The following is a 12,504-nucleotide window of genomic DNA, read 5'->3' as shown; positions in this document are numbered from 1 at the left end:
CCGGAAACAGCATTGCCAACAGTTTGGCAATGCCCGGCTGAACGCCAGTGGCTCTGCCCACTGGCCGGAATGCGCCATGGATGGCGGCGCATAAAAAATCGTCAGGAACGATTTTTAACAGCTTCAGCTGGCCCACTGTCCGGAATGCGCTTTGGATTACAGAGTGTAAAAAAGGAGAGCCTGGCTCTCCTCTTTACATTATTACGCTATGCAAAACAAAAACTTAGATCTTTGCTTCAGAGCGCAGAATTTCTGCTTTGTCGGTATTTTCCCAAGGGAATTCGTTACGACCGAAGTGACCATAAGCCGCAGTAGCACGGTAAATCGGGCGCTCTAACTGCAACATTTGGATCAAACCATAAGGGCGTAAATCGAAGTGACGGCGGATCAGAGCTATCAGTTGATCTTCGCTTAATTTACTGGTGCCAAAAGTCTCAACGCTAATTGAAGTAGGTTCTGCCACGCCTATAGCGTAAGACACCTGAATTTCACAACGTTCAGCTAAACCAGCAGCCACAATGTTTTTTGCCACATAACGGGCGGCGTAAGCAGCTGAGCGGTCAACTTTAGATGGATCTTTACCAGAGAAAGCACCACCACCGTGACGCGCCATACCACCGTAGCTGTCTACGATGATTTTACGGCCAGTTAAACCACAGTCACCCATAGGACCACCGATGACAAAACGGCCAGTTGGGTTAATGAAAAACTTGGTTTTATTGCTCAGCCATTCTGCTGGTAATACAGGCTTGATGATGTGTTCCATCACGGCTTCACGCAGGTCAGCCGTAGAAATAGTGTCACAGTGTTGAGTGGACAACACCACTGCATCTATACCAACCGGCTTGCCGTTTTCGTAGACAAAGCTCAGCTGAGATTTTGCATCAGGACGTAACCAGCTCAAAGTGCCATCTTTACGCACTTTGGCTTGTTGTTGCACCAAGCGGTGAGAATAAGTAATAGGAGCTGGCATTAACACGTCAGTTTCATTGCTGGCATAACCAAACATTAACCCCTGATCGCCTGCACCTTGCTCACTAGGATCTTCATCTTTCTTATCCACACCCTGGTTGATGTCAGGAGATTGTTTACCAATGGCGCTTAACACAGCGCAGGAATTGGCGTCAAAACCCATATCTGAATGCACGTAACCAATGTCACGAATAGTGCTGCGAGTGAGCTCTTCGATGTCGACCCAGGCTGAGGTAGTGATTTCACCACCTACTAACACCATGCCTGTTTTTACGAAGGTTTCGCAAGCAACACGGGCTTTTGGATCTTGTTCTAAAATGGCATCCAATACCGCGTCAGAGATCTGGTCAGCGATTTTATCCGGATGTCCTTCAGAGACAGATTCAGAGGTAAAAATGTGTTGTGCCATTTACGTATTCCACATGTTGGTTGTTATCGCGCCTGGGCGCTGTAATTTGGGGCGGCTATTTTAGTGAAAGCAGCAGGTCATTGCCAGAACTTTCTGCCGCCCGGACGTCTTTAATGCTAAAGCTTGCAACTATATCGGCTCAAGCCAGTAAAACTTTGCTTTGGTGTGGATTAAAATTTGCGATTTGGTCGATGCTCTGTGAAAATGAGCCCAACTTTGCCGTATCCATGTAAAAACAGCGTTCACCCGCTTAGCCGCCAATCCAATAAAGACAGAAAAGAGCAGTGCATACGGGTAACCCCACCCCTTGGATCAAAGTCATTTATAAAGTCAATAAAGCAGGAGAGAAGATGCCATCTCGTAAACAACTCGCTAACGCCATTCGTGCTTTGAGTATGGATGCAGTGCAAAAAGCGAAATCAGGTCACCCGGGCGCCCCTATGGGCATGGCAGACATTGCTGAAGTATTGTGGCGCGATTATTTAATTCACAATCCACAAGACCCAAGCTGGGCCAACCGCGACCGCTTTGTGTTGTCTAATGGCCACGGCTCTATGCTGTTGTATTCTCTGTTACATCTCTCTGGCTATGATTTAGGCATTGAAGATTTAAAACAATTCCGTCAGTTACATTCCAGAACTCCAGGCCACCCTGAATATGGTTATGCACCTGGTGTTGAAACCACCACTGGTCCTTTAGGCCAGGGCATTACCAATGCTGTGGGTATGGCTATCGCTGAAAAGGCATTAGCTGCCCAGTTTAACCAGCCTGGCCATGATGTAGTTGATCATTACACTTACACCTTCTTAGGTGATGGCTGTTTAATGGAAGGTGTATCACACGAAGCCTGTTCATTAGCTGGCACTTTAGGTTTAGGTAAATTAATTGCCTTCTGGGATGACAACGGTATTTCTATCGATGGTCATGTTGAAGGCTGGTTCACCGACAATACGCCTGCACGTTTTGAAGCCTATGGCTGGCATGTGATTGCAGGTGTTGATGGTCACGACTCTGCAGCTATTGCAGCTGCTATTGAACAAGCACGTGCTGTGTCAGACAAACCAACATTAATTTGCTGCAAAACTATTATTGGTTACGGCTCTCCAAATAAATCTGGTTCACACGACTGCCACGGCGCGCCTTTAGGTGATGCTGAAATTGCCGCAGCTCGCGAGTACTTAGGCTGGGAGCATGCTCCTTTTGTTATTCCACAAGACATCTATCAAGAGTGGGATGGCAAAGCCAAAGGCTTATCTGCTCAGCAAAGCTGGAATGATAAATTTGCCGCTTATGCCAAAGCTTATCCTGAACTGGCCGCTGAATTTACACGTCGTATGGCGGGTGATTTACCAGCAGACTGGGCGGAAAAATCTGCCGCTTATATTCAGCACTTGCAAGACAACCCACAGTCTATTGCTACCCGTAAAGCATCTCAGAACAGCTTAAATGCCTTTGGTCCTTTATTGCCTGAGTTGTTAGGTGGTTCAGCTGATTTAGCAGGTTCTAACCTGACCATTTGGTCCGGCTCCAAAGGGGTCACTGCAGAAGACGCCAGCGGTAACTACCTGTATTACGGCGTACGTGAGTTTGGTATGTCCGCCATGATGAACGGTATAGCTCTGCACGGTGGTTTTATCCCGTACGGTGCTACTTTCCTGATGTTTATGGAATATGCCCGTAATGCGGTGCGTATGGCTGCTTTGATGAAACAGCGGGTTATTTTTGTCTACACCCATGACTCCATTGGTTTAGGCGAAGATGGCCCAACGCACCAGCCTGTTGAACAGTTAGCATCACTGCGCGTGACGCCAAACCTGATGAACTGGCGTCCTTGTGATGCAGTGGAATCCGCTGTTGCATGGCAAGCTGCTATTGAACGTACCGAAGGCCCAAGTACTTTAATTTTTACCCGTCAAAATCTGGTGCAACAGCCTCGTACAGCGCAGCAACTGGCTGATGTGCGTAAAGGTGGTTATGTGTTGTTAGATTCTGTTGGCACGCCTGAATTGATTCTGATCGCCACAGGCTCTGAAGTAGAGCTGGCAGTACAGGCCTACCATCAGTTAACTGCTGCTGGTCGTAAAGTTCGGGTTGTCTCTGTGCCTTCAACAGATGTGTTTGAAGCTCAAAGTGCGCAGTACCGTGAATCCGTATTGCCTGCAGCTGTGACTAAACGTGTCGCTGTGGAAGCAGGTATTAAAGATAGCTGGTACAAATATGTTGGTCTGACAGGTAAAATCATTGGTATGGACAGCTTTGGTGAATCGGCTCCGGCTGAACAGCTGTTTGAACATTTTGGCATTACCACGGCCGCTGTGGTTGCAGCTGCCAACGAGTTGTTCGCGTAATAATGAAAAGGGGCCTTGTGGCCCCTCTTTTTGATCCGTAAATGTGTGAAGATTGAGTAGAAATGACCATTAAAGTGGCAATTAACGGCTTTGGCCGTATAGGTCGGAATATTCTGCGTGCCGTATACGAGTGCGGTTTAACAGAACAAGTCAAGGTGGTCGCTATTAATGAGTTGGCCGATGCCAAAGGTATAGCTCACTTATTAAAATACGATACCTCGCATGGCCGTTTTGGTTTTCCAGTTGAGTTAACTGAACAGGGCCTGCTGGTCAATGGCGATGCTATCGCATTATTTGGCCAGGCCGATCCCGCCCAGTTACCCTGGAACGAATTAGACATCGATGTAGTACTTGAATGCACAGGCGTGTTTCATAGCCGCGCCGATGCACAACTGCATTTAGATGCAGGGGCAAAAAAAGTACTGTTTTCCCATCCGGCGGATGCTGATATTGATGCCACAGTGATTTATGGCATTAACCAGCATTTACTCACTGATGACATGACGGTCGTGTCGGCTGGTTCCTGCACCACCAACTGCATAGTGCCGGTGATCCAGGTGTTGGATCAGCATTTTGGTGTCGAAAGCGGCACTATTACCACTATTCACGCCTCGATGAATGATCAGCAGGTAATCGATGCTTATCACACTGACTTACGCCGCACCCGAGCTGCCAGTCAGTCTATTATTCCGGTAGATACCAAATTAGCCCGCGGTATTGAGCGTATTCTGCCGCACTTGGCTGGTCGTTTTGAAGCCATTGCTGTGCGTGTGCCTACAGTAAACGTCACGGCTATGGATTTAAGCGTGACTTTGCATCAGGACGTCGATTTAAAGCAGATCAATCAGGTCTTGCAGCGTGCAAGGGCAGGGGAGCTGGCTGGTATTCTGGATTACACCGAAGAGCCGCTGGTTTCAGTAGATTTTAATCATGATGCGCATTCATGCATTGTTGACGGTTCACAAACCCGGGTCAGCCATAAACGTTTAGTCAAATGTTTAGTTTGGTGTGACAACGAATGGGGCTTTGCGAACAGAATGATCGACACAACCCGCGCTATGATGCGTTTTGTCTGAACGTTATTTAAATTAATACTAAAAAATTAATCAAATCACAGGAGTCTGGTATGTCAGTTATTAAGATGGCGGATGTAGATTTAACAGGGAAGCGGGTACTGATCCGTGAAGATTTAAACGTACCGGTGAAAAATGGCAAAGTGACCTCCGATGCGCGTTTAAAAGCTGCTATCCCTACTATTGAGCTGGCGCTGAAAAAAGGCGGAAAAGTGATGGTGTGTTCTCACTTAGGCCGTCCAGATGAAGGTGTGTACACTGACGAATTCTCTATGGCTCCAGTGGTCGACTACTTAAACACGGCTTTATCTGTGCCTGTACGTTTAGTGAAAGACTATCTGGACGGCGTTGAAGTGAACGCTGGCGAAGTGGTTGTGTTTGAGAACGTACGCTTTAATAAAGGCGAAGGTAAAAACGACGAAACCTTGTCGAAAAAGCTGGCTGCTTTATGTGATGTATTTGTGATGGATGCTTTTGGTACGGCACACCGTGCTCAGGCGACCACTCATGGTGTGGCAAAGTTTGCACCTGTAGCCTGTGCTGGTCCTTTACTGGCTGCTGAGTTAGATGCCTTAGCTGCAGCGCTGAAAAATCCTAAACGTCCTTTGGTCGCCATTGTTGGCGGGTCTAAAGTGTCCACTAAACTGACTGTACTGGAATCTTTATCCGGTATTGTTGACCAATTGATCGTCGGCGGCGGCATCGCTAATACTTTTATCGCCGCTCAGGGCTATCAGGTTGGGAAGTCTCTGGTCGAAACCGACCTTATTCCTGAAGCCAAGCGTTTAATGGCACAAGCAAAAGCCAATGGCGGTTCTATCCCTGTGCCTACAGACGTAGTGACAGGCAAAGCTTTTGCCGAAGACACGCCTGCTACTACTAAATCTGTTGCCGATATCAGCAGCGACGATATGGTATTTGATATTGGCCCTGACAGCAGTGCTGCGCTGGTCGATATTCTGAAAAATGCCGGCACCATCGTCTGGAATGGCCCTGTGGGTGTATTTGAATTCGCCTCTTTTGAACAAGGCACTAAAGCTTTAGCTTTGGCCATTGCCGACAGCAAGGCGTTTTCTATAGCAGGTGGTGGCGATACCTTAGCTGCTATTGATAAATATGAATTAGCAGACAAAATTTCTTATATCTCGACCGGTGGTGGTGCTTTTCTGGAATTTCTCGAAGGTAAAACCTTACCAGCAGTGGAAATATTGGAACAACGCGCGAACACCACAGCCTAAAGCTGTTAAATTACCAATAATTACAAAAATCTGAAAGAAAGTGACCGCTGGCTCTGTACTATTAAAGATCACCTCAGGTGACGGCAGAGCCAGCAGTTTTAAAACACAACCCTTACCCTACAAAAGAGAGAGGATCTCATGGCTCTTATTTCAATGCGTCAAATGCTGGACCACGCCGCCGAGTTTGGTTATGCAGTACCAGCTTTTAACGTCAATAACTTAGAACAAATGCGTGCCATTATGCTGGCGGCAGATGCCACAGACAGCCCTGTGATAGTGCAGGCTTCTGCCGGTGCCCGAAAATATGCTGGCGCGCCGTTTTTACGTCATCTTATTCTGGCTGCAGTGGAAGAGTTTCCTCATATTCCTGTAGTGATGCACCAGGATCACGGCACATCAGCCGCTATCTGCCAGCAAGCCATTCAGCTTGGTTTTTCGTCTGTGATGATGGATGGTTCTTTAGGTACTGATGGTAAAACACCAATGGATTATGACTACAATGCCGATATAACGCGTCGGGTTGTAGATATGGCGCATGCTTGTGGTGTTTCAGTCGAGGGCGAATTAGGTTGTTTAGGCTCGCTTGAAACTGGCGCGGCAGGCGAAGAAGATGGCATAGGTGCAGATTGCATCTTAAGTCATGACCAAATGTTGACGGATCCTGAAGAAGCTGCTCAGTTTGTTAAAGCGACAGGTGTAGACGCTTTAGCTATAGCTTGCGGTACCTCACACGGCGCTTATAAGTTCAGTCGTCCGCCTACAGGCGATATACTGGCGATTGATCGCATTAAAGATATTCATGCCCGCATCCCGGATACCCATCTGGTTATGCATGGTTCGTCGTCAGTACCTCAGGAATGGCTTGCTATTATTAATGAATACGGTGGCGCTATCCCTGAAACTTATGGCGTGCCGGTGGAACAAATTCAGGAAGGGATCAAGTTTGGCGTACGTAAAATCAATATAGATACAGATTTACGTTTAGCTTCAACAGGGGCTATTCGCCGCTACATGGCGAAAAACCCTGCAGAATTTGATCCGCGTAAGTATTTGCAGGAATCAGTCAAAGCTATGACTGAAATTTGTAAAGATCGTTATCAGGCATTTGGCACTGCCGGTAATGCATCGAAGATAAAAGCCATTTCTCTTGAGCAAATGGTGAAGTTGTATGAGTCGGGAAAACTAACACCGAACATTAAATAAGCAAAAAATTTAATGAATTATTAATACAGGAAAGCTCCTGATTTTGCTTAAGTTTAAAAGGGTATAAGCCGTCTTTAAATTGCAACAAAACTGTCATCGTTGACAGGCGTTGTTATATTGACAATCCGCGAGTTTGCTGCAATGATGCGGGCGGTTTACCCTTTAACCGGGTTATTTTTTGTTACAAAAAATAGCCTTTCAAAAACAGGTTACGTTAATCAGCAATTATTGGTTGGGAACTATGTCTAACAATAACATTCGTAAGAGTCTGGTTGCTTCTGCTCTGTTTGGAGCATTCGCATTGGCCAGCACTTCAGTAGCAGCAAATCAACTGTCTGAAATTCAAAAAGTGGGTCAGCAAAATATCCGCGCCTCAGTACAGTCTCAGGAAAAGATCAACAATATTTTTGACCAAAGCCAGGAATTATTGGCCGAGTACCGTCAATTAGTTGAGCAAACTGAAAACTTAAAAGTTTACAACGATCACGTTGCTAAGTTGGTTGCCGATCAAAGTGCTCAGCTCGCTTCTTTTGACAAGCAAATTGGTACTATTGAAGGTACTAAGCAAGGTATCGTTCCTCTGATGTATCGTATGGTTGATACCTTAGAAGCCTTTATCAAAGCCGATATGCCAATCGATCTGACGAACCGTTTAGCTCGTATCGATCGTTTACGTGCTGTATTAGGTAACTCAGCAGTTAACACTTCTGAAATGTACCGTTTAGTAATCGAAGCCTACCAAATCGAAAAAGATTTAGGTACAGCTTTAGTGACTTACACTGACAAACTGGCAGTGGGTGGCAGCGAAATTACTGTGAACTACGTATACGTAGGTCGGGTTGCTTTACTGGCGCAATCTCTGGATGAAAAACAAGCCTGGATGTTCAACAGAACTACAGGTCAGTGGGAAGAACTGGGTCAGGAATACATCGAATCGACCAGATTCGCTATTCGTGTTGCGGGTAAACAAGCTGCCCCAGAATTGTTAAAACTTCCAGTGTTAGCAGCGGAGTAAGCATAAATGAAGAAAGTTTTTAAAGGTTTAGTAATTGCAGCTACTGTCACTTTGTCTGCAGGCGTATGTTTAAACGCAGCAGCTGATACTGCCAAGCTGGATCAATTATTAGAGCAGGTTAAGCAAGCTCGCACTGCTGAAGGTCGTATTAACCAGCAGCGTGAACAGGAATTCTTATCTGACCGCGCTGACAAGCAAGCCCTGTTAAACAGAGCAAAAGCTGAATTTACTGCCGAAGAAGCACGTGGCCGTTCTTTAACTCAGCAGTTTGCTGATAACGAAGGTACGTTAGCTGCGAAAGAAGCTGAATTAATTGCAGCTCAAGGTACTTTAGGTGAGATGTTTGGTATTGTTCGTGGTGCTGCAACCGAAACTATCGGTGGTATCGCTATGTCTAATATCAGTGCTCAGTACAAAGGCCGTGAACAACTGCTGCAAAAGCTGGCTGAAGCCAAAGAGATTCCAGAGATCAAAGAACTGGAAGAACTGTGGATTGCTCTGCAAACTGAAATGACTGAGTCTGCCAAAGTAGCTAAGTTTGAAGGTAACGTTGTAGGTTTAGACGGTAACGCTTCTCAGGCTTCAGTAACTCGTATTGGTGCATTCAACCTGATTTCTGACGGTGGCTATTTAGTATTCAACGCTGATACTCAGGAAATGCAACCTTTGGTTAAACAACCAGAGTCTTACATTGTTGCTGATGCTGAAGCGTTCAAAAATGCTGCTGCCGGTGAAATAAAACCAGTTTATATTGACCCTACTGGCGGTAACTTACTGCGTCTGAAAACTCAGGAAGCTACATTAACAGAACAGTTCCACCAGGGTGGTACTCCAGGTTATGTGATCACGGCTTTATTACTGATCGGTTTACTGATTGGTGCTATCCGTTTCGTATCACTGCAAGCTGCTTCTGCTGGTGTAAAATCTCAGTTGAAAAATCTGGGTAATCCTTCAGAGAAAAATGCTTTAGGCCGTATCCTGAAAGTTTACCACGACAACAAATCTGTTGACGTTGAAACTTTAGAACTGAAACTGGACGAAGCCATTATGCGTGAAACGCCGGATATCGAAAAAGGTATCGGTATTATCAAGCTGATCGCTGCTGTTGGTCCTTTATTAGGTCTGTTAGGTACAGTTATCGGTATGATCGGTGCGTTCCAGGTTATTACCTTACACGGTACTGGCGACCCGAAAATCATGGCTGGTCAGATATCAATGGCGTTAGTAACAACTGTTCAAGGTCTGTTATGTGCTCTGCCATTACTGTTCCTGCACGCGATGTTACAAACAAAATCAAACTCAATCCTGCACGTCCTGGATGAGCAAAGCGCTGGTATCATCGCTGCTCACGCGGAGAAGGAGAAAGCGTAATGCATAGCCTGATAGAGCTTTGGGAATCTGTCAGGGATTTTATCGCAACCGGCGGTGATGTACTTTATATCGTCGCCCTAGTGCTCTTCATCATGTGGGTATTGATCATAGAGCGCTTCTGGTTTATCAGTCGGGAATATCCAGCTATGCGTAATAAAATTATTGCAGACTGGAACGCCCGGGTTGATACAACCTCATGGTATGCGCATAAAATTCGTGATGCGTGGGTGTCTGAGGCATCTACCAAACTGAATGACCGGATCAATGTAATCAAAACTTTGGTTGCGATTTGTCCTATGGTTGGTTTGTTAGGTACCGTGACTGGTATGATCGCCGTATTTGAAATTATGGCGGTACAAGGTACTGGTAACCCAAGACTGATGGCAGCTGGTATTTCAATGGCAACAATTCCAACTATGGCTGGTATGGTTGCATGTTTATCAGGTGTATTTGTAACGTCTAAACTGGAAGGTAAGGTGAAATCAGCAGTTCATGAATTAGCTGATAGCATGCCTCATCATTGATAGAGAGTAATTTATGGCACGTAAAATTAGACGTGAAGCCGAAGAGGCAGCAATTGATTTAACGCCAATGTTGGACGTTGTATTTATCATGCTGATCTTCTTTATCGTAACGACCTCGTTCGTTAAAGAAGCGGGTATCGATGTACTTCGCCCTAAAGCGACAAAAGCTATATCTAAGCCGTCAGCCACTATCTTTATTGCTATCCGTGCAAACGGTGAAATCTGGATGGATAAACGTGCTGTAGACGTTGAGCGTGTTGGTGCAACAGTTGAAAAACTGTTAGCTGAATCGCCAACTGATACAGTTATTATTCAGGCAGATAAAGAAGCTAAGCATGGTGTTGTGGTTTCAGTAATGGATCAGATCAAGCTGGCTGGTATCGATAAGATTTCGATCGCTGCGGAGAACAAGTAATATGGTAAGGTTATTACTATCACTGGTTGTTGGTGCGGTAATAACGTTTTTCCTGTATGTGTTGATGGCATTCCTTATAGGTGGGGATGATACGTTCACCAATGCTAAAAAGGAACAAATCGTTATTGAAATAAACTCGACACCGCCTGAGTCAAAAGCTCAGACTCGTGTTCGGGTACCGCCACCACCACCACCACCGCCACCAGAGCCGCCAAAAGCTCCGGTTGCTGAACCCGCTTCGACAGACACAGGTGGAACCATTGGGTTTAACATGCCTTCTGTTGACGTAGGTGGTGCAAGTTCAGGATTGGGCGATCCATCTTCAGCAATGATGCGTGATGGCGATGCTACTCCTATAGTTCGTATCGAACCAAAATACCCGGTACAGGCAGCTCGTGATGGCCTGCAGGGTTGGGTGAAAATGCGTTTTACTATTCTGGAAGATGGCAGCGTTGGCGAAGTTACTGTTGTAGAAGCTGAACCTAAACGTGTATTTGACCGTGAAGCAATTCGTGCTCTGAAACGTTGGAAATATTCACCAAAAGTGGTCGATGGTAAGGCTGTGCAGCAACCAGGTATTATGGTTCAGCTGGACTTCTCACTAGACCAGTCTGGAGGTTAACACTATGAAGAAAATGACTACTCTAACTTCTGCGTTGATCGTACTAGCCAGTTTTGGTGCAACGACTCTGAGTTCCTATGCTGTAGCGGCTCCGGATCCGAAAAAGATTGAAGAGCGGAAAAACCGCAAATCAAGCGCTGTAGGTGAGAAAGTAGGTAAAGCTATAGCTAAAGCCTACGAACTTTATAGTGCTGAGCAGTTAAACGAAGCTATTGCTGTATTGCAGGGTGTTGAGTCCAGCAATGAGTTTGACATGGCGTATTTGAATCGTTTTTTAGGCAACATGTGGGCCGCTAAAGACGAGAAAAAAGCCATTGACTACTTACGCAAAGCGATGAAGCCAGATGTGTTAAGTTTTGCAGATCAGGCTGCAGGTACTCGTTTACTTGCCGACTTATTGTTAAGTGATAAGCAATTCAATGAAGCAATCAAAACTTATTACCAGTGGATGGATTTCACTGGCGAGAAAGATGCGAACGTCTATCTGCGTATTGCCAGTGCTTACATGGAAACAAAGCAGTATCAAAAGGTCATTGAACCTGCTGATATGGCTATTGCGATGCAAGACAAAGCTAAGCCAAACGCTGGTCCTTATACGTTGAAGTTTTCAGCTTATTACGAGATGAAAAACAACAAAAAAGTGATCGAAGTGTTAGAGACTACCGTGCAAATTTTCCCTTCGGATAAACGCTGGTGGACTTATTTGGCTCAGTTTTACAGTATTGACGAGCAATATGAAAAAGCTTTGGTCACATTAGAAGTTGCGGCAAGGCAAGGTATGTTGGAAACAGCGAACGAGTATAAATTATTGTCTCAGCTGTATTCAAACTCCAATGTCCCTTACAAAGCGGGCATGACGCTGGAAAAACATATTAAGTCTGGTTTAATCCCTAAAGATAAAACCATGCTTAATAGTATGGCCGGTTCGTTCCAGGCAGCGCGTGAAATGGATAAAGCCGCTCAGTATTACGGTGAGTCAGCTCAGTTAGACAATGATGCCGATGCTTATCGTCGTCAGGGTTCTTCACTGATCCTTGCTGAAAAATACTCTGCAGCTGTGGTGGCTCTGAATAAATCATTGGATGCTGGCGTAAAAGTCAGAGGTCCTGTGTATTTGGCTCTGGTTGAAGCTTACTTCTATCAGAACAAGTTCAGAGACGCATACCAGGCAGTGCAAAAAGCTAAAGCCGATCCTAAGTATGCCCGTCAGGCAGCAAGTTGGGAAAGCTACATTAAAGAACGCGCCAGTAAAAACAACGTGACGCTTTAATTGTTTAAAAAACCCTGCTCCGGCAGGGTTTTTTCTTTTATGTC

General features: G+C 45.6%; 11 protein-coding genes. 10 read left to right on the top strand and 1 reads right to left on the bottom strand.

The window, feature by feature from the left end; all coding sequences use genetic code 11:
- Positions 1-223: 223 nt before the first annotated feature.
- Positions 224-1,381 (bottom strand): methionine adenosyltransferase, encoded by a 1,158-nt coding sequence (metK, locus tag LSG37_RS02490; RefSeq protein ID WP_233078274.1) that lies wholly within the window; start codon positions 1,379-1,381, stop codon positions 224-226.
- Between the two features lie 350 nt (positions 1,382-1,731).
- On the opposite strand from metK, the gene tkt reads away from it, so the two are divergent.
- The 10 genes from tkt to LSG37_RS02440 all read left to right on the top strand — a co-directional run bounded on the left by tkt (position 1,732) and on the right by LSG37_RS02440 (position 12,460).
- On the top strand, positions 1,732-3,729 hold the full coding sequence (gene tkt / locus LSG37_RS02485; protein ID WP_233078273.1) for a transketolase: 1,998 nt from the start codon (positions 1,732-1,734) through the stop codon (positions 3,727-3,729).
- Positions 3,730-3,791: 62 nt separating this feature from the next.
- Entirely contained in the window at positions 3,792-4,805 is a 1,014-nt protein-coding gene (epd, locus tag LSG37_RS02480) for an erythrose-4-phosphate dehydrogenase (RefSeq protein ID WP_233078272.1), read from the top strand.
- A gap of 50 nt (positions 4,806-4,855) precedes the next feature.
- Positions 4,856-6,040 (top strand): phosphoglycerate kinase, encoded by a 1,185-nt coding sequence (locus tag LSG37_RS02475; protein WP_233078271.1) that lies wholly within the window; start codon positions 4,856-4,858, stop codon positions 6,038-6,040.
- Between the two features lie 138 nt (positions 6,041-6,178).
- Positions 6,179-7,243, top strand: coding sequence for a class II fructose-bisphosphate aldolase (gene fba, locus LSG37_RS02470; RefSeq protein WP_233078270.1), 1,065 nt, complete (start codon positions 6,179-6,181; stop codon positions 7,241-7,243).
- Between the two features lie 241 nt (positions 7,244-7,484).
- Positions 7,485-8,258, top strand: coding sequence for a DUF3450 domain-containing protein (locus LSG37_RS02465; RefSeq protein WP_233078269.1), 774 nt, complete (start codon positions 7,485-7,487; stop codon positions 8,256-8,258).
- Positions 8,259-8,264: 6 nt separating this feature from the next.
- Positions 8,265-9,629 (top strand): MotA/TolQ/ExbB proton channel family protein, encoded by a 1,365-nt coding sequence (locus tag LSG37_RS02460; protein WP_233078268.1) that lies wholly within the window; start codon positions 8,265-8,267, stop codon positions 9,627-9,629.
- Positions 9,629-10,153 (top strand): MotA/TolQ/ExbB proton channel family protein, encoded by a 525-nt coding sequence (locus LSG37_RS02455; RefSeq protein ID WP_233078267.1) that lies wholly within the window; start codon positions 9,629-9,631, stop codon positions 10,151-10,153. The genes LSG37_RS02460 and LSG37_RS02455 overlap by 1 nt, the downstream gene beginning before the upstream one ends.
- Positions 10,154-10,166: 13 nt before the next feature.
- Positions 10,167-10,568 carry an ExbD/TolR family protein gene (locus LSG37_RS02450; protein WP_233078266.1) on the top strand — a complete coding sequence of 134 codons (402 nt, stop codon included), beginning with the start codon at positions 10,167-10,169 and terminating at the stop codon, positions 10,566-10,568.
- Between the two features lies 1 nt (position 10,569).
- Complete coding sequence (locus tag LSG37_RS02445) at positions 10,570-11,190, top strand: energy transducer TonB (protein ID WP_233078265.1); 621 nt, start codon at positions 10,570-10,572, stop codon at positions 11,188-11,190.
- Between the two features lie 4 nt (positions 11,191-11,194).
- Positions 11,195-12,460, top strand: a complete 1,266-nt coding sequence (locus tag LSG37_RS02440) for a tetratricopeptide repeat protein (protein WP_233078264.1) — start codon at positions 11,195-11,197, stop codon at positions 12,458-12,460.
- Positions 12,461-12,504: the final 44 nt, after the last annotated feature.

Origin of the sequence: Rheinheimera soli (assembly GCF_021290985.1) — a bacterium.
GTDB lineage: Bacteria > Pseudomonadota > Gammaproteobacteria > Enterobacterales > Alteromonadaceae > Pararheinheimera > Pararheinheimera soli.
Note: the sequence above shows the minus strand (reverse complement) of the source record. Positions and strands in the feature narration are given on the sequence as shown.

Bases quoted from the DNA above. Each gene is read 5' to 3' on its own strand.
- metK (WP_233078274.1), bottom strand. From the start codon at position 1,381: ATGGCACAACACATTTTTACCTCTGAATCTGTCTCTGAAGGACATCCG.
- tkt (WP_233078273.1), top strand. From the start codon at position 1,732: ATGCCATCTCGTAAACAACTCGCTAACGCCATTCGTGCTTTGAGTATG.
- epd (WP_233078272.1), top strand. From the start codon at position 3,792: ATGACCATTAAAGTGGCAATTAACGGCTTTGGCCGTATAGGTCGGAAT.
- LSG37_RS02475 (WP_233078271.1), top strand. From the start codon at position 4,856: ATGTCAGTTATTAAGATGGCGGATGTAGATTTAACAGGGAAGCGGGTA.
- fba (WP_233078270.1), top strand. From the start codon at position 6,179: ATGGCTCTTATTTCAATGCGTCAAATGCTGGACCACGCCGCCGAGTTT.
- LSG37_RS02465 (WP_233078269.1), top strand. From the start codon at position 7,485: ATGTCTAACAATAACATTCGTAAGAGTCTGGTTGCTTCTGCTCTGTTT.
- LSG37_RS02460 (WP_233078268.1), top strand. From the start codon at position 8,265: ATGAAGAAAGTTTTTAAAGGTTTAGTAATTGCAGCTACTGTCACTTTG.
- LSG37_RS02455 (WP_233078267.1), top strand. From the start codon at position 9,629: ATGCATAGCCTGATAGAGCTTTGGGAATCTGTCAGGGATTTTATCGCA.
- LSG37_RS02450 (WP_233078266.1), top strand. From the start codon at position 10,167: ATGGCACGTAAAATTAGACGTGAAGCCGAAGAGGCAGCAATTGATTTA.
- LSG37_RS02445 (WP_233078265.1), top strand. From the start codon at position 10,570: ATGGTAAGGTTATTACTATCACTGGTTGTTGGTGCGGTAATAACGTTT.
- LSG37_RS02440 (WP_233078264.1), top strand. From the start codon at position 11,195: ATGAAGAAAATGACTACTCTAACTTCTGCGTTGATCGTACTAGCCAGT.